At 58.5% G+C, this 16,314-nt stretch carries 17 protein-coding genes; 5 read left to right on the top strand and 12 right to left on the bottom strand.

The window, feature by feature from the left end; all coding sequences use genetic code 11:
* The 5 genes from AC1DNW_RS33865 to gspG form a co-directional block, all read left to right on the top strand.
* Positions 1-2,162: RHS repeat-associated core domain-containing protein (locus tag AC1DNW_RS33865; protein WP_477855589.1), on the top strand; the 2,162-nt coding region annotated here is incomplete at its 5' end.
* The gene (locus AC1DNW_RS33860; RefSeq protein WP_477855588.1) at positions 2,163-2,645 is read left to right on the top strand and encodes a hypothetical protein; all 483 of its coding nucleotides are present in this window, start codon (positions 2,163-2,165) and stop codon (positions 2,643-2,645) included.
* 541 nt (positions 2,646-3,186) lie between these two features.
* The gene (gene gspD / locus AC1DNW_RS33855; RefSeq protein ID WP_477855587.1) at positions 3,187-5,313 is read left to right on the top strand and encodes a type II secretion system secretin GspD; all 2,127 of its coding nucleotides are present in this window, start codon (positions 3,187-3,189) and stop codon (positions 5,311-5,313) included.
* A 2-nt stretch (positions 5,314-5,315) separates the two neighbouring features.
* Positions 5,316-5,783, top strand: coding sequence for a prepilin peptidase (locus tag AC1DNW_RS33850; RefSeq protein ID WP_477855586.1), 468 nt, complete (start codon positions 5,316-5,318; stop codon positions 5,781-5,783).
* A complete protein-coding gene (gspG, locus tag AC1DNW_RS33845) occupies positions 5,783-6,238 on the top strand; it encodes a type II secretion system major pseudopilin GspG (RefSeq protein WP_477855585.1) in 456 nt (151 codons plus the stop codon). Before AC1DNW_RS33850 ends, gspG begins: the two co-directional genes overlap by 1 nt.
* A gap of 1 nt (position 6,239) precedes the next feature.
* Here the strand turns inward: gspG and AC1DNW_RS33840 are convergent, their stop codons facing one another.
* The 12 genes from AC1DNW_RS33840 to AC1DNW_RS33785 all read right to left on the bottom strand — a co-directional run bounded on the left by AC1DNW_RS33840 (position 6,240) and on the right by AC1DNW_RS33785 (position 16,278).
* The gene (locus AC1DNW_RS33840) at positions 6,240-6,869 is read right to left on the bottom strand and encodes a prepilin-type N-terminal cleavage/methylation domain-containing protein (protein ID WP_477855584.1); all 630 of its coding nucleotides are present in this window, start codon (positions 6,867-6,869) and stop codon (positions 6,240-6,242) included.
* On the bottom strand, positions 6,866-7,252 hold the full coding sequence (locus AC1DNW_RS33835; RefSeq protein ID WP_477855583.1) for a prepilin-type N-terminal cleavage/methylation domain-containing protein: 387 nt from the start codon (positions 7,250-7,252) through the stop codon (positions 6,866-6,868). Before AC1DNW_RS33835 ends, AC1DNW_RS33840 begins: the two co-directional genes overlap by 4 nt.
* Positions 7,249-7,716 (bottom strand): GspH/FimT family pseudopilin, encoded by a 468-nt coding sequence (locus AC1DNW_RS33830; RefSeq protein ID WP_477855582.1) that lies wholly within the window; start codon positions 7,714-7,716, stop codon positions 7,249-7,251. The genes AC1DNW_RS33835 and AC1DNW_RS33830 overlap by 4 nt, the downstream gene beginning before the upstream one ends.
* Positions 7,713-8,921, bottom strand: coding sequence for a type II secretion system F family protein (locus tag AC1DNW_RS33825; RefSeq protein WP_477855581.1), 1,209 nt, complete (start codon positions 8,919-8,921; stop codon positions 7,713-7,715). Before AC1DNW_RS33825 ends, AC1DNW_RS33830 begins: the two co-directional genes overlap by 4 nt.
* Positions 8,922-8,925: 4 nt before the next feature.
* Positions 8,926-10,539 (bottom strand): GspE/PulE family protein, encoded by a 1,614-nt coding sequence (locus tag AC1DNW_RS33820; protein WP_477855580.1) that lies wholly within the window; start codon positions 10,537-10,539, stop codon positions 8,926-8,928.
* A 3-nt stretch (positions 10,540-10,542) separates the two neighbouring features.
* The gene (locus AC1DNW_RS33815) at positions 10,543-11,418 is read right to left on the bottom strand and encodes a hypothetical protein (protein WP_477855579.1); all 876 of its coding nucleotides are present in this window, start codon (positions 11,416-11,418) and stop codon (positions 10,543-10,545) included.
* Positions 11,402-11,944 carry a hypothetical protein gene (locus tag AC1DNW_RS33810; protein WP_477855578.1) on the bottom strand — a complete coding sequence of 181 codons (543 nt, stop codon included), beginning with the start codon at positions 11,942-11,944 and terminating at the stop codon, positions 11,402-11,404. The genes AC1DNW_RS33815 and AC1DNW_RS33810 overlap by 17 nt, the downstream gene beginning before the upstream one ends.
* A complete protein-coding gene (gene gspM / locus AC1DNW_RS33805; RefSeq protein ID WP_477855577.1) occupies positions 11,941-12,552 on the bottom strand; it encodes a type II secretion system protein GspM in 612 nt (203 codons plus the stop codon). The genes AC1DNW_RS33810 and gspM overlap by 4 nt, the downstream gene beginning before the upstream one ends.
* Positions 12,549-13,544, bottom strand: coding sequence for a PilN domain-containing protein (locus AC1DNW_RS33800; protein ID WP_477855576.1), 996 nt, complete (start codon positions 13,542-13,544; stop codon positions 12,549-12,551). The genes gspM and AC1DNW_RS33800 overlap by 4 nt, the downstream gene beginning before the upstream one ends.
* A 391-nt stretch (positions 13,545-13,935) precedes the next feature.
* Positions 13,936-14,817, bottom strand: coding sequence for a transglutaminase family protein (locus tag AC1DNW_RS33795; protein WP_477855575.1), 882 nt, complete (start codon positions 14,815-14,817; stop codon positions 13,936-13,938).
* A gap of 277 nt (positions 14,818-15,094) precedes the next feature.
* Positions 15,095-15,415, bottom strand: a complete 321-nt coding sequence (locus AC1DNW_RS33790; protein WP_477855574.1) for a hypothetical protein — start codon at positions 15,413-15,415, stop codon at positions 15,095-15,097.
* A gap of 11 nt (positions 15,416-15,426) precedes the next feature.
* Positions 15,427-16,278 carry an RHS repeat-associated core domain-containing protein gene (locus tag AC1DNW_RS33785; RefSeq protein ID WP_477855573.1) on the bottom strand — a complete coding sequence of 284 codons (852 nt, stop codon included), beginning with the start codon at positions 16,276-16,278 and terminating at the stop codon, positions 15,427-15,429.
* Between the last annotated feature and the right edge of the window lie 36 nt (positions 16,279-16,314).

The following is a 16,314-nucleotide window of genomic DNA, read 5'->3' as shown; positions in this document are numbered from 1 at the left end:
CCTACGACCTGCTCGGCAACCGCCTGACGGCGAGCGATCCTGACCTTGGGAATTGGTCTTACGCTTATGATGATGCGAACCGGTTGGTCTCGCAGGTCGACGCCCGCGGTGCGGTCACCTTCCTGACCTACGACCAGATGGGCCGTGTAACGCAGAAGTCAGTGCAGGCGCCCGGTTCATCGACCCCTGTCGTCGTCGCCACCAACACCTATGACCAGAACCCGACATCCACGTCGAGCAACATCGGTCTCTTGAGCGGAGCCGCCAACGACAACGCCACCTTCGCCTACAAGCGGGTCTATACGGGCAACGGCAGCATCATCGCGACAACGGCAACGATCGACGGCCTTAGCCAGACGACGACGCAGACGCGCGGGCCAACCGACAAGACCATCGGCATCGCCTATGCGGCGGATCTCTGGTTCGGCAGGACACCCGACCGGCCATGGCAATATAACAGCGCCGATCTGCTAACCTCCATATCCAACCTGATTCAGAATACCAGCTACGAGGCCGACGGCCAGACGAAGTCGATCACCTATGTCAACGGCGTCACCACCACCTTCACCTATTCACCGACGCGGCGATGGTTGACCAGGTTAACGACGGCCAAGGGCACCACGGTGCTGATGGACAATCAGTATACTCGCGACAATGTCGGCCGCATCAAGACCATCACCGGGCTGACCGCCAACGACAACTGGACCTACTCCTATGACCAGCTTGGCCGGCTGACGAGCGCCGACAATGGCGGTGACAACGCTCTCGACGAGACCTACACCTACGCCGACAATCACAATCTGCTATCGCGCACAAGGATCGGCGCCTACACCTATCCGGCGCCGACGGCGGTCAGGCCGCATGCGGCAACGCAGGTCGGTGCAAAGACCATCAGCTATGATGCCAACGGCAACATGGTCTCGGACGGCACCCGCACGCTGACCTGGGATGTCGAGAACCGCCTGTCGACCGTCACCCAGGGCGGCAGCACGGTCACCTACCTCTACGGTCCTGACGCAGCGCGGGTGAAGAAGAGCTGGGCGTTCGGCACGACGCTTTATCCCAGTGCCGACGTCGAGATCGACCGCTCGACGCCGGGAACGAACATCTACACCGTGTACCCCCATCCGGACGCCAAGATCGTCGCCAATCTGTCGACCGCAACCAAGAATGTCTTTATCCTGCATCGCGATCATCTGGCCTCGGTCAGGCTGGTGACGGGGGCACCCAACGGCAATATCGTCGAGCAGACCGGCTATGCCGCCTTCGGCGAGCGTACCAACACGGCGATGCAGACAGGGAAGGGCTATATCGGCGAGCGCTTCGACCCCGAGACCGGCCTCATGTATCTCAACGCGAGATACTACGACCCCGCCTTCGGTCGGTTCATCTCACCCGACGACTGGGACCCCATCAAGGACGGCGTCGGCACCAATCGCTACAGCTACGCCGAAAACGATCCCATCAATAAAAGCGATCCCAACGGGCATAGCTATGGTTCCAGCGTCCCCGGAGGACGAGTTGAGGGCATCAACGGAAGAACCGTCACTAAGCAGGAGGCTGAGCGGTCTGAAAACGCGCGTATCGATAAGCTGACGCGACTAGATCCGAATTCGCGCGACTCGTACAGCGGCCTAACAGGGGACGTAAACTGGGGTTCATATTTCTCAGGTCACTGGAAGGGCGCGGCTAATGTAGGTATCAACATTTCCAACTTTTTGGGGATGGGTATTCAACCCTACACGGCTCGTGACTCGAGCGAGCAGTTCGGAATGACGGTCGGCAGGTCTGCGCTTGATGATGCGCTTATCGGCCTGACAGCCGTTGGGCGACCGTTGGCTGCTACAGACACGGGCGGCTTGACGTTTGGGCGCAAATTAGATTTCTTGTTCAACAAGAATATCAATCAGGCAAACGCCTACAATGCATCACGGGCTGCGGGCAATGCTGGGCGGATCGGCATAGCCGATACTTCAGCCAACCGAGCAGCGGTGACGGCGCGATTCGAGGCCGCCTATCGTGATCCGTCTTCTATTGTTGGTCCGGGTAATATTCCGGGCAGTACTGTCCGAGAGTTTTTCCTGCCGGGGATCACGAGTACGGGATCTAAAATTCAATTTGTGGAAAGCCAAGGGTCTATCATCACGATAATGGCGAAGTGAATGAAAATGGAGCTTTCTTACATTGAATGGATTTCAACCGCGTCTAAAAGCGAGGCGATGAGCGGTATCCGCGCGGATACTCCGATAATACTGGCGGATGACGAGAACTCTTGGGGGTTCTTTAGAAACGAACATAATCAAAAAATTGTCGTCGGTTACGCGGACATTGGTCTGAAACCGCAAGCAGCATCTGCTGGAGATACTTTGTTTATCGGCATAAACGAACTTCTAGTTGGCATCGAAAGCGAGTCTTTAGCTGTTAAATTCCGCTACAAGATGCCCTGGTTGTTCCATGAATTTATCCAATACGACTCCTCTTTATTGGTTAGGGATGAAATTGGATTTGTAAATATTGCTAAAGATGGGCGGGAGCTTTGGGAAAGACTGACGTCTTCTCCTATTGATGTTTTCCGATTGGAAGGAAGTTGTATCGCGGGAGTGACGATCGACGGCGATAGCTTTCATTTTGAGATAGGCGGCTGAACGACGTAAGACTGCAGTCCTGAGAGCTTTATACCGAGTCGTTAGCTGGTTATGGAGTTAACATACGACATTGAGACTGCAGATAAGAGTCGTGCGGTCGGCGCAAGCGTGCATTTTAGAAGCGGTGCCAATCTGGGCACCCATACCGGCAACGAGATGGCATGCCACTCCCGCCTTGGTCACAATCCGCGCAACGCGCATCCCTGATGCTGTGGTCAACATCGTACTCCAGAAATAAGAATCTAAGAAACCTGGGTAGAGGAGCCGCCGTTCGCGACGATGCCCTGCTCATAAATTTATGAGCAAAAGTTATCGAGAGTCCCTGCACTTTCAAAGGATGCGCCGACCTTTAGGGATCATTACACGAATTTTACATCGTCCTCTTAAATGATGAAAAGCGAAGAACTTCGAAACGAGCAAAGTGCGTGCACTGAAAGATGTGGAAACAGCGACGACAGCAAAATCTCGTGGTGCGTCCGCAACCCGCGCTGTCTAATGTCCATGCAAGAGATGCGTGTGGATCCGATTTATGAAATCCTTGGTGCCAGTTTTCTTACTCGGCCTGCTGTCGCTGGCCGCCTGCAGCGCCACGGATTCCATAGATGACGTACTTTCGGTCAAGCTCAACGAGCTCGATTCCAGCGGCAAGCCACTTCCGACCTCCAGACAATCCTCCCGCATCATCGGCGGGGCGCCCTCAGCCGACAGTTTCAATGGCGCCATCCATCAGGGAAGCGGCACATTTGTGTCTTATGGCGGACCGCCGGTCTCTGTCGGTCAGCTTCCCAAGGGTGGCGAAGGCTACAGCCTGAACCTCGTCGGTGCCACGATCGAGGCCGCCGCCCGGAGCGTGCTCGGCGACACGCTTCATTTAAACTACGTGGTGGATCCGCGACTGTCCGGAACCGTAACGCTGCAAACGACGAGCCCGGTATCGAAGGAGGCGCTGCTCGATATTTTCGAAGCGGCGTTATCCGTGAACGGCGCTGTCGTGGTAAAAAGGAACGACAGCTACCAGGTCGTGCCCGCGTCCGAGGCATTGTCGTCTACGCCCGATGTCAGCGTACCCTCCGCCTCGCCCAAAGGACCGGGCATCAAGGTGCAGGTCGTCGAACTCAAATATGTCTCGGCCGACGAGATGAAGGGCATTCTTGAACCGATCAGCCGCCAGGGCTCGATCCTTCAGGTCGATACAAAACGCAACCTGATCATGCTCGCCGGGTCGAACAGCGATCTCGCCTCAATGCGCGAAGCGATCGGGGTCTTCGACGTCGACTGGATGGAGGGCATGTCGGTTGCGCTCCATCCGCTGAAAGCATCGCAGCCGTCGGCGGTCGCCAAGGAACTCGATACGATCTTCGCCAATGACAGCGGCGGCGGCAAGATCATCCGCTTTATCCCGAACGAACGACTGAACTCGGTGCTCGTCATCACCTCGCGGCCGCAATATCTGGAGCGCGCGTCAAGCTGGATCCAGAAGCTCGAYCGGCTGGCGAGCACGAACGAAGAGCAGCTGTTTGTCTACGACATCCAGAACCGGCCGGCAAAAGAACTTGCGCAGGTGCTGCAGGCTGTCCTCAGCGGCCAATCCTCGACGAATGGCGGGGGCAAAGCGCTCGATGCGGTAGCGCCCAATCTGCAGCAGACCGATATTGTTTCCGACGTCCAGGCTCAGCCGGCAAGCGCTCCTGCCGATAGTGCGCCCAGCGAGCTCGCGGGCTACAGCGCCGAGCCGGCCAAGACCAAAACAGCGGTCGTTGCCGACGTCGAGAATAACGCGTTGCTTATCTCAACCACCGCCCGCGAATATGAGCACGTCCAGCAGTTGTTGCGCCAGCTCGACGTCGCCCCGACCCAGGTGCTCCTGGAAGCCGTCATTGCCGAAGTCACCTTGAACAACGAATTGAAGTTCGGCCTGCGCTGGTTCTTCGAGAACGGCAATTTCAGCTTCGGCTTCTCCGACCTTGCCAATGGCGGCACGGGAATGTCTTTCCCCGGTTTCGGCTGGAGCTATGCGACCAGCGACATAAGAGTAACGCTGAATGCGCTGTCGAGCATTACCGACGTCAATGTCGTGTCGGCGCCCACGCTGATGGCACTCAACAATCAAAAGGCGACCTTGCAGGTCGGCGATCAGGTGCCGATCGTCACCCAGCAGGCCGCCAGCGTCAACGGTGACTCGCCGGTGATCAACTCGATCGAACTCAAGGATACCGGCATCATCCTGTCCGTCGTGCCGCGGGTCAACAGCTCGGGCCGGATCATGCTCGACATCCAGCAGGAGGTCAGCGACGTCGTCAAGACCACGTCTTCAGGCATCGATTCGCCGACGATCCAGCAGCGCAAGATCTCGACCCGCGTTGTCGTCAACGACAATGAGAGCCTCGCGCTCGGCGGCCTGATCCAGCAGCGCAACAGCGTCAGCCGCAGTCAGGTGCCACTGCTCGGCGACATCCCCGTCCTCGGCAACGCCTTCAAGAACAAGACGGACCAGATCAAGAAGACGGAGCTTCTGATCTTCATCAAGCCGCGCATCGTGCGCGACGTCAGCCAGGCGCGCGATGTGACGGCCGAATTCCGCAAGCAGCTCGATTTCAAGTCCGACATCCAGAAGCGCCGTGGCGGAAAAAACAACCTGCAGCAAGACCTCAAGCGGCTGGCCTACTGACGATGGCGCTTCTGTTTGCAGTCATTCTCGCAGTAAGCCTCGTTGCCATTGCCTATGTCGACTTTCGCAGGCTCATCATCCCAGACTGGCTTAATGCGACTGTTTTCTTGAGCGGCGCGGCTTTCCGGCTTTGCAGCGGTTACAATGCGCTGGTCTCGGGATTGCTGTTCGCTTTGGCGGTCTTTATCTTCTTCTGGGCGGTGCGATACCTGCATTGCCGGCTGAGAGGCAAGGTCGGCTTGGGACTTGGCGATGTCAAATTCGCCGGTGCTGCCGCAGTCTGGCTCGATCCCTTGAGCTTTCCGATCTTCCTACTGATCGCCTCGGCAACCGCCCTCCTCTATCTCGCGGTTAGAGCGAAACGGTCGGGCAATCTCATGTCGCTGCGGATTCCATTCGGGCCGTTCCTGGCGCTCTCTCTTTTCGCTGTATGGAATTTCAATCTCTTCTTTGACCAGACGGGGTACTAATGACGACTGACAGATTTGCATCCGAACCGACAGATCGCGGTTCGGAGGAGGCGACCGCTGGCTTCAGCCTCGTCGAACTGCTGGTGGTCCTGGCGATCATCGGACTGATTGCGGCTCTGGTCGCCCCCCAGGTCCTCAAATATCTCGATACGGCCAAAGTCGATACGACGAAGGCTCAGATGAAGAATATCGAGAACGCGCTCGAGCTCTATTATATCGATGCGGGGCATTATCCGACAACCGACGAAGGACTGGATGCTCTTGCCAAGGCGCCTGCCAATGCGGGCAGCTGGAACGGACCCTATATCAAGAAATCGGGAACATTCCTCGATGCCTGGGGCACGGCCTATCAGTACAAGAGCCCTTCCGATGAAAAGCCCTACCAGATTATCTCACTCGGACGGGACAAGAAGGCTGGCGGCGACGGGCTGAACACGGATCTTTCGAGCGAGTAGGTCAGGAACCCCTTCCGGGAAAGGCAATCCTGGTGACCGAGATCTCCGATTGACCGCGTTTGGCCCGCAGGGTGATCTTGACCGCATAGGGCAGCCGTTCCGGATATGGCCATTCGGCGCGCCATGTCGGCGGATCGGCAGCTTCTGCCTGCGGTGCATCAAGGAACTGAAAGCTGAAATCCTCGATATTGTCGATCACTGAAAACTGCTCGCTTGCAAGCGAGCCGGCCGAGAACCGTCGCGGCGAATTTTCAAGAACGACGGAAAGCGATCCGTTGCTCTCACCCTCCACGATCGCGATGTCGCGCAACGCAAGCTGATCGGAGCCGACGCGCAAGATCGTCGGAAACCGCATCGATCGGGCCGCGCCTTCGAAGGCGTGACGTTGTTCCGGCGGTGCGTTCAGCAGGTAGAGATTTCTTGCATCCTCGACCGTCTTCTGCAGGAATGCTGTGGCGGTCGCGAGCTCTATCCTGCCATTAGCGCTCTCGGCGAGATTGCCGAGCGGGCGAAATTGCGCGACAGCGCCAAGCAGGATGGTCGAAAGCGCCGCAAGCAGGGCCAGCGTCACCAGCATCTCGACCAGCGAAAAACCGCCCTCTCGATCGGCAAGTGGGATATTCGGCTTCATGGCGCTGGTTCGCCAACCGAAGCCGTGACGAGAAAACTCAGTTTGAGCTTTTCCTTGCCGCCGGCGATACTGATGATGGCGAATGCCTCGCGATCAGCCTGGCTCTCAGCCTGGGGCGGAGAAAGCAGGTCGATCGTCCACTGCAGGCTGTCAGCCTCGCCCTGTCGGTGAGCCGAGTGAGCGAGCGCCATTGCCGGAACCGTTTCGGCCTTCAGCGACTCGACGAGTTCAAGCATGGTCTGGCGTTCTCCTGCGCGTGTGTAACTGCTGACCGCGATCGATAGGGTCTGGGACGCGACTGCCATCGAAATCGACAGGATGAGAAAGGCGACGATCATTTCGAGCAGGGTGAAGCCTGCCTGCGTGTTCGCGCCACCCGTCATTGCGACACGATCGTGGCCGATCCGGTCAACCAGTTGATCCTGACCTTGATCGGGCTTGCCTGCTCGCCGGAAAGCCGAACCTCGCCGCCGGACGAACTTCCGTCAGGCAGAAATCGGATGTTACCTTTGGTGATCGTGGTGCCGGAGCTCTTGCCGACGGTTGCTTCTAGGCCGATCGAAGGCGGGACGAGAATAGTTTCGCCGCCGACGCTGGCGCCAATGCTGCGCCTGCTTGCATCGATCAGTAGCCTGGTTTCGGCCCCGCTCTTGATGGCAGCCAGGCGTGCGAGGTTTGCTTTTTCCACAATTTGTAGCGCAACGTTTCGTGGCGACGTCGTGTTCGAACGCAAAAACTGCGGCAGGACAAGGGCCATCATGATCCCGAGGATCGCGAGTACGACCAGCATTTCCAGCAGGCTGAAGCCCGCTTCGGAGCATGCTGAGACAGGGCGCCTGTCGATCACTGGACCCCCAGTTCGTTGATGCTCAGAAGCGCTGTCATCACCGATATGACCAACCCGCCGACAAGCATGCCGAGAAGAATGGTGATCGTGGGCGTCAGCAGTGCCAGAAGCCGGTCGAGCGTCCGTTCGGCCTCGTGGCGCAGAATGTTGGAGCCATTGGCAAGAACCGGTGCAAGCCGGTTGACCTCGTCCCCGACGACGGCAAGCGAGACGATGCTTGCGGGAAAGAGCCGACTATCTGCAAATGCCTCGCCAAGCCGTCTGCCGGAAATCACCGCTTCGCGCATGACCGAGAGCCTGTGGCGATAGCTTACAATCGTGCAAGCGTCCGCCGCAAGGGAAAGCGCCTCGGGCATCGCGACAGCGTTGTCGAGGAGCAAGGACAGCGTCTGGAGATAACGCGCGAGCGCCGCCTTGATCATCAGCGGACCAAAGACGGGCATTTTGATCAGCGCTGCCGATGCGAGCCCGACAATGGCCCTGGCCTGGGTAAGCGAGAGGATCACAAGGATCAGGATCGCTCCGAAGCCGGCTGCAAGCACGGTTGGATCTGAGAGCATTTTCCCGGCAAACGACAGGACGGCGATGAGAAATGGCAGGGGTCTGCCGGATCCATCGAAAACGGGTTCGAGTGCTGGAACCAGGACGAACGTCACGACGCCGAGGGCAATGACCATCATGACGAGCAGAAAAGCCGGATAAAGCAGCGCGTCAACGAGCTGTTTGCGCTGGTCCCTGCGCCGCTCGAGGTCGGACGCTATTGCAGGTAGTACCGTTGCAAGCCGCGCTGTTTTCTCGCCGCTTGCAATCAGCGCAAGGACGTCCGCGCCGATGTCATCGATCAGCGCCAAGGTCGAGGCGGCGCTGGTGCCGGCCGACAGCCGCTCGATCATCGCATCGAGCCTGCCGCGCTCGCTCCGGCGCGAGGCGGCGGCCCTGAGCGCGCGTAGCGACTGATCAAGGGTAAGGCCGGCCGTCGACAGAACCGCGAGGTTCGAAAAGAAGCCCACCTGGTCGAAGCGCTCACCGAGTTTTGGCAACCGGGAAGAAATACTCCGCCCATTGACGCCGAGAGGCCGGATATCGCCGATCATCACGCCGGGAGCCTGGAGCTTTCGACGCGCGTCCGCGATATCGGCTGCCTCCACTGTCCCTGATATCTTCCTGCCATTGGCGGCAAAGGCTGAATACTCAAATCTCGCCATCGAGCTAATCCATATCGATCACGCGCAGGACCTCTTCGATGGTCGTGAGCTTTTGGGCGACGAGGACCTGTCCGTGCTGGCGCAACGGCACCATTCCCTGCATCATGGCGGCCGCCTCAAGCTCTTCTTCGACATCGCTGTCGCGAAGAATCTGCTTGAACTTTTCCGACACTTCGAGGATTTCATAGGTCGCCCGCCGCCCCTTGAAGCCGGCGCCCAGGCATGTCGGGCAGCCGGTGGATTCAGCCTCATCCAGGCAGTCCTGGCAGGATTGTCGGACGAGGCGTTGGCCGATGACACCACGCATGGTCGCAGCCAGCAGGAACGGCTCGACACCCATATCCCGCAGCCGGTTGAATGCGCCGATCGCGCTGTTGGTATGGAGCGTTGACAGAACGAGGCGTCCGGCCAGGGCCGCCTGGATTGCGATCTCGGCCGTTTCACGGTCACGAATTTCCCCGACAAGCACGATATCGGGGTCTTGGCGCAGGACCGAACGAAGGGCTGTTGCAAAGGTGAGCCCGATCGAGGGATCGATCTGCAACTGCGTAATCCCGTCGATGCGATATTCGACCGGATCCTCGACCGTGAAGATTTTGACGCTCGGTCGATTGAGCACGGAAAGGATCGAATAAAGGGTCGTCGTCTTGCCCGAACCGGTGGGACCCGTCACAAGCACGAGGCCGTTCGAGCGCCGTGTCAGACTGTCGATCTGGCCGATCGAGGCGGCATCATATCCGAGTGAAGGCAATTCGAGCTTGATGTTCTCGCGGTCGAGGATGCGCAATGCTGCAGTCTCGCCATGGACCGACGGAACGACCGACAGTCGGAAGTCGACCTCCTGGCCGCGGATGGCCAGGCGCAGCCGCCCATCCTGCGGCAGCCGGCGTTCGGCGATATTGAGATGGGCAAGGATCTTCAGGCGGCTGATGACGCCGGTATGCAAAGCCTTCGGCGCGGCTTCGGTCTCCAGAAGAATACCGTCTCGGCGCAGGCGCACGCGCATCGTATCGGCTTGCGGCTCCAGATGGATATCGGTCGCCTTTTCGTCGATCGCCTTTTGCGCAATCCTGGCGACGAAGCGGACCACCGGCGCATCGCGGGCAATATCGAGAAGGCGCTCGAGATCGACATCTGAGGTGACCCCCTCATCGATCATCTCGTCCGGGGCCTTGTTGGCCTGCTGCTTCAGGCGGCCGATCTGCTCCTCGATCAAGCTTCTCGGTGCGATCTTCACGCGGGCCGGCAGCTCAAACAGATATTCGACCGCTTCGGTGGCGGCGCTGTCGAAGGGATCGGCGATGACAAGTTCAAGAGCAGAACCGTTCAGTCCGAGCGGCAGGATCGCCCTGGCGGTAGCAAATTCCCAGCCGAGCTGTTCGAGTCGATCGGCGCTGGTGTCTGCGCTCCATTCGGAGATGACGGAGAGTTCGCAAAACCGAGCCAGCTCCCGCGCGATCGCCATTTCCGGGAGAATTCCTAGCTCGCGCATGACAGTATCCACTGGCTGGCCGGTCTGGCGCTGCGCGGCCCTTACCCTTTGCATCGCCTCAGGCGCCACGGTGCCGCGACCAACAAGATCACCAAGAAACCGCTCGAAAAGCTCTATCGTGTTCATTTCTTACGTGATCCGATTGAGCCAAGAGACAAGTTCCAACCCGAGGAAGGCGCTGCAGTCGACAGGTGCGCCTGGTGCCGGGTCGAGCGGCAGGTCCGTCGTTTTGCGGCCTTTGGAGTGACCCGTGGCGACGATCCTGGCATCGCTTCCGGCCTCGCCATGATGTTCGATCCTGCTCATCAGCGTATAGGTCTCGGACCGGGTAGGTCGCGGTACGGAGCGCTTGACGGCGGCGGGCAAGAAGGGCTGCAACTGCCGCGGCGAAACCGTCCCGTCCACCAGCGCGCTGCGGCTGTCGACGGTGAAGAGTTCAGCGAGCTTTTGCGGGGGAACCTGCCGCAATGCCGCATAATCGAGGAGTTCGACCGTGTCTTCAATTGGACCATGCTTGAAACCGAATTCCGGCTGAAGGGCATCGGCATCGCCGGCACCTGCCTGGCGAGCGCGATAGAGGACGATCGATCGCGCGATCCCGCTTGCCTGCCCTTCATCCAAGCCGACCGCAGTGAGGCCCACGGCGATCATGTCCTGACCGGCGACATTGAGGTCGATGAGACCGGCATGGTCGAGCGCCCGGATCGTAATCGTCAGACCCTTGACCCGACATGAGACGCCTTGCTGCTCGGAGGCTTGTTCGAGCGCCTGCGTGATGAGAGCGTCGGAGCCGACCTTGCCGGCGATATAAAGATTGACGGCCTCTGCTGCATGGGTAAGGCGGGCCTGCTCGAATGTGTGGCTCGAGGTCAGAGCGGCAAGGCGGGCGGAGGAGGCAAAGGGCAACAGTAGGGCGGCAAACAGGAGCAGGAAGCCTAGAACAGCCACAAGGGCAAAACCCTCCTCGTCTTGCGGTGACGAAACGATCCTAATTGCCCGGCGCATGCGCGTTCTCCGGGCTGTAGAGGTCGATGACGGTCGACTGATCGCCCAAGCGAAGGGCGACGCTATGGCTATCGATGCGTTCGATTGTCCATCCTTCGACGATCGCACCGGCCGGTGACCATTCTGCCTTTTTATCGAGAGAGACCGACAGGAGCGCGGCCGCCTCAGGTCCCATGTGCCGGATGCCGCTCAACCGAAAGGAGGGGATCGGCACGACGGCAGGTTGGACGAGCGGCGCGATCTCGGCCGACGACGGAGTGACGGGCACCGGCGGCGGTTCGTATTCCCGGCGCGTCGGGCTGAAGAGCGGGCGGGACAGGGCTTCGGAACCTTGGCTGGGCTGGAGGATTGCGTCGTCGCCTTTGGCCGCTGCTTGTGTCTCTGCTTTCGCCTGTGAGAGCGGTGCACCGGCAATCGGCGCGATGTCGACGGCCATCTCGCTCAGCAGGAGATTGCCAGCGCCGAGCGCAAGGATGGCAGTTACCGACAAAGCTAGAATGGTGAAACGAGTGCGTTGCAAGCTCATTTTATCGCCACTGCCTTCGATGGAATCAAAACCGGATCGCCGGAACCGAAAATTTCCAATGTTGCCGCCAGTTGAAGCGGCTCTTGGAGCACGCCTTGCTGGAGCATTGCGGTGTTTCGAATGGATGCCTTTCGGACCACCAGTGGAGGTGTAGACGTTTCGATCTGCAGCAGCATGGCGTGCACTGCCGAGAGACTTCCCTGAATATCCGTAACGGCGCCGATAAGAGGGACGCCGTCGGGTACCGTGTCCGACAAACCGTTGATCGAAATGACTGTCGCCCCGCTCTGGGCTGCAATGGCGTTGATGCGCTCCTGGAACCTTGCGCGTGCAACCGCCAATGTATCGCCGGGAAGATACAAAGCCTCTTTGGCCGTACCAGCGGTTTGAGCAACAGCATTGTCGGCAGACACCCTCGCCAGCAATGCGTCCAATCGGCCGAGCTCTATGCGCCTTTCGGTGATTTCCTCTGCCTGAGCACTGAGTCGGCCGACGGCAAGCGTTATCAGCCAGCCGCCCAGAAGAACGGCAAGCACCAGCATGCCGATCGCGACGGCCTGTTGCGTTCGCCTCGGCAAGTTCATCAGCCGGATCAGGAGCTCGGTCATTCTCGACTGACCTTCAGGCGCATCTCGAAATGTTCATCATCCCTGCCGGGCATGCGCAAGACCGGGGCCGAAAAGGTTGGTTCGCTGAACAGAGTGGACGCATCCAGCGGTTCGATCAAGCCTGCGGCAGACTGGGCAAACCCGGAAATCGTGACCCTCCCGTCGTCGATGGAAACATCCGTGAGCCAGGCTCCGTCCGGAAGGCGTGCGGTCAGTTCCTCCCATAGGAGGGTGACGGGTACTGCCTCCTGTTTGCGACGAATAGCCACGGAAATCGCTGTTTCTGTTGCCGCTTTCTTGTCGAGGATCGCGCGGGCTTTGGCGGCATCCTCACGTTGTCCCACGGTGTCTGCCTCGAGCGCGGAAAGTGCGTTGTCATAGCGCAGGGTCGCATGTGCAAAGGTCAGGATGCTGCCTGCGATCAGGGTGCCGAGCACGATCGGATATAGCTGTGATCTTTCGGTCGACCCCTCCCTGCCTCGAAATACCTCCCTCAGGCTCCGTCGCGTAAGGGAAAGCCTGTCGCTTCCTGCGGGTTTGATATTGACGGAATAAACCTTCGCCCTTGCCGACAGCAGCGCGTCGATATGCGGTTCGAGAAAGCGCTTCTTGACGACCAGGTAAGTCCAGGAGCCATCTCTGTCAGCCACCGGCAGCGTATAGACAGTGTCGGGATGGAATGGCGTCTGACCGACAAGGTCGGCCGCCGCCATGTCTCTCGCCCGACTGTAAGGCAGCGGTGTGGATGCCAGTTGACGGCGGATGTAAAGGTCATCGTGAAGCAACAGGGTGCATGGGCCTGCGCCGACCGCCTTCGCCATGGCTTCGGGTGTGTCAATCGCGATCAGTCGGTCCCCTGACGAGCGAACGAAGATGTTCGACCTTGCCACTTCAACGACCGGGTGACGGTTTGGCACCGTCTTGAGTGCAATATGTTGCCTCACGACCCCGGTCCACCAATCGAACAGATCACGAAACATGTCGAACGTCATGGTTGGTCCTAGCTGCAGCGGGAATCATGAGAAGAAAAGACGAACGATTACTACAACCTCGGCGGCCAGGAGTGCATTTACGATCGTAATTCTATCCACAGGAGGTTTTCCCGATAAGCATCAACAACTACGTAAGCCGGGAACCCGCAGCACGCTCGACAGGCGGCACTTTCGATCTCGATGCCCGACGAAGCGGACCGAGCACGCGGCGTTGCCTTTGGATGGCGGGTTATCGCCCGAGGCTTGAGTGGAGTGCAACGGACAATCGCTCGGCCGCTCAGCTGCTGAATTCGAGGCTTGAAAAAGATGTCCCCGTGCCGCCGCGGTGCATCACATTCTGGTTCCTTGTCGGGCATAGGCGACTTGGGTCGAAGAGGGCGAGATTTCTGCGTTATCGTGGCGCCTCGTTCGCAGCAGACCAGCCTAACGCTTCTGCATGCGCAAACGCCAACCTATTTTGCCTTAGCCATTCATCGGCCCTCGTTCGCACTTCGGCAGGGATGTCTTCAACGAGATCGTATTTGTCGGCCAGTTCGCGCCTGATCAGCAAGGCGTACGCAGTGCCCTTTTTGACCAGTACATATGCAAAGGATGGATAGTGCTGAAGTATGACGTCCGACACCGCGATTGCGTTTTCTGTTCTCCCAGCTTCGAGTTCGTGATCAACGATCAGGGATGCAGCCAGTGCTTTCGTCTCTTCGCGAKATAGCGCGCGGAGATAGAGGCCATTCGCGATAGCTCTATCAGACATAGGCAGGTGCTTTCTGTACCAAATATCGCGCGTAAAACCGCCGCCGCTGGTCGCCTCCAGATTCCAAACCGTTCCGTCGTCATCGGTATACTTGACGAAAACGTGCAACGGGGCTTCAGCCAGTGTCATCTCAAGGCCGAGGCGCTTTCCAACAATAACCATCAGCATCGGCATGGTAACGCAATTGCCGCGACGTGTGATCAGGTAATGTTCAAGTAGGCGATTTTCGGGTTTGGTGCCGAGCGGGTCGTCCAGATCGTACTGGTACGGCTTATGATCGTTCCAGGGACCGCTCTCGTAGAGATAGCGCCTCAACGCCGTGAGTAGGGTCGCACTTTGCGCATCGTCGCCTGCCATGGCTTTCACGACATCGACCATATAATCGACCCTCGCGCCGACGTCGCCGATATTCGTCGTCGTGTCGACCAATGAATCGACCGCCATTTTAACGTCGAACAGATCACCGGATTGGGAAAATAGTGAGACAACGGCGCGCTTCAAATTATCGGTATCAGCATTCATGTCATCTGACCTGACGGTGCTGGCCGAAAGGCAAAATAGAAACGCCATCACCGCGATATGCGTGAGAGACCTCATAGCAATACCAAATCCATCGCACCCGCAGATTGTCGAACGACTACGTTTGAGGAGGAGTCCGACCTGTACAACTTATGCACGCATATCCACGATGGCGCATGCAGCGTTGCAACATGTTTTCCCGCCTCATGCCGCGGGCTCCTAAGTCGATCGTGCTGAGACGATCGAGACTCTGGGGTGCCCTGCTGCCAGATGCGGGTAGCTACGCCTGTCCCGGTGCCGAAACGACCTTGACGATACCGTTCGAGTAAACTCGCGTCCCTGTATTTTCACTTTCGAACACCAGCTTGTCGAAACTGGCGAAGACGATTTCGTCGATCCCTTCATTGATTGATCTCAATCCTTCGAAGCTCAACGAAACGGATGGTGAGGCAAGAACCAGCGTAAGGCGTCGTGGTTCCTCGGAAATGGACACCAATGTCTGTTGATTGTCGTAAGGGCGTCCATACCATCCATCAGGAAGCACGAGGCTGCCGCCGACATGGATCGTGAACCATTTCCGAATAGTCGTTTCAAAACTCATCGACAAAGTCCTCACGGAACGAGCCAGCTCGAGCTTACGTTTGGAATGAATACTTGCGGGCCACCGCCAAGCAATTGTCCGCCCCCTGCCAGAGACTGCGGCGCCGCCGCTCCGGTATATACAGTGGTCCCCGCCGGAACGCGAATGGTTGCAACGTTCTGGGCGGTATTTCCCCAGGCCGGATTCAATGCGCTGTCCAGCGTTGTTTGCAGTGGGCCTGATGGACGAACTGTCGTCCAATAGGAACCAACCTGCCCAGCACTTCCACCGTAAGCGCGATAATAGGTCGTCTCTTGCCGCAAGACCTCCTGTGTGTAGGAACCACCGCGAAAAGTCTCGGCGACTTTCTGTCCCAATGGCCCAGGACCGTTGGTGGCGTCATATCGGATCCCATTAGCCTGTGAGGCGCGATCGATATTTTGGGACGCTTGGCCAGCGCGCTCGACGTCCTTAACGTTTGCCTCATTTGCTGCAAACATTCGCATCCCAGCGCGTCCGACAACGCTGGCAGCCGGAACGCCAACTGCAGCCGCGGTAGCCCCTTTGGCGAGCATTTGGCCCTCACCTAGCGATTTGACCTCGTCACCCTTTGATGGAGCGTTGGCGTACTGGGTCATTCCGAAAAATGCGAAGATTGCTGGAATGGCTAACCAGGCGAAGTGTCCATTTGGGTCGCTTTTATTGATGGGATCGTTTTGAGCGTAGGCGTAGCGGTTCGTTCCAACGCCCTCCTTCACGGAGTCCCAGTCATCCGGCGAGATGAAGCGGGCGTTGGCATTGGCTCCCGTAGTAACGGTGAAAATTGTGGCGACCATCAATATGCTGATGGCGCGGGCGAGGAACCATCTGAGGAAAACATTCATTGTAGATTCGATCCTTATGAAAGGAATTGATTTGCG

The sequence above is a fragment of the Rhizobium sp. 05L429 genome, assembly GCF_056397645.1.
Note: the sequence above shows the minus strand (reverse complement) of the source record. Positions and strands in the feature narration are given on the sequence as shown.

Excerpts from the sequence above, each read along its gene's own strand:
- AC1DNW_RS33800 (WP_477855576.1), bottom strand. The coding sequence starts at position 13,544 with ATGACGTTCGACATGTTTCGTGATCTGTTCGATTGGTGGACCGGGGTC.
- AC1DNW_RS33825 (WP_477855581.1), bottom strand. The coding sequence starts at position 8,921 with ATGGCGAGATTTGAGTATTCAGCCTTTGCCGCCAATGGCAGGAAGATA.
- AC1DNW_RS33820 (WP_477855580.1), bottom strand. The coding sequence starts at position 10,539 with ATGAACACGATAGAGCTTTTCGAGCGGTTTCTTGGTGATCTTGTTGGT.
- AC1DNW_RS33835 (WP_477855583.1), bottom strand. The coding sequence starts at position 7,252 with ATGACGGGTGGCGCGAACACGCAGGCAGGCTTCACCCTGCTCGAAATG.
- AC1DNW_RS33785 (WP_477855573.1), bottom strand. The coding sequence starts at position 16,278 with ATGAATGTTTTCCTCAGATGGTTCCTCGCCCGCGCCATCAGCATATTG.
- AC1DNW_RS33790 (WP_477855574.1), bottom strand. The coding sequence starts at position 15,415 with ATGAGTTTTGAAACGACTATTCGGAAATGGTTCACGATCCATGTCGGC.
- AC1DNW_RS33815 (WP_477855579.1), bottom strand. The coding sequence starts at position 11,418 with ATGCGCCGGGCAATTAGGATCGTTTCGTCACCGCAAGACGAGGAGGGT.
- AC1DNW_RS33810 (WP_477855578.1), bottom strand. The coding sequence starts at position 11,944 with ATGAGCTTGCAACGCACTCGTTTCACCATTCTAGCTTTGTCGGTAACT.
- AC1DNW_RS33860 (WP_477855588.1), top strand. The coding sequence starts at position 2,163 with ATGAAAATGGAGCTTTCTTACATTGAATGGATTTCAACCGCGTCTAAA.
- gspM (WP_477855577.1), bottom strand. The coding sequence starts at position 12,552 with ATGACCGAGCTCCTGATCCGGCTGATGAACTTGCCGAGGCGAACGCAA.
- gspG (WP_477855585.1), top strand. The coding sequence starts at position 5,783 with ATGACGACTGACAGATTTGCATCCGAACCGACAGATCGCGGTTCGGAG.
- AC1DNW_RS33850 (WP_477855586.1), top strand. The coding sequence starts at position 5,316 with ATGGCGCTTCTGTTTGCAGTCATTCTCGCAGTAAGCCTCGTTGCCATT.
- AC1DNW_RS33840 (WP_477855584.1), bottom strand. The coding sequence starts at position 6,869 with ATGAAGCCGAATATCCCACTTGCCGATCGAGAGGGCGGTTTTTCGCTG.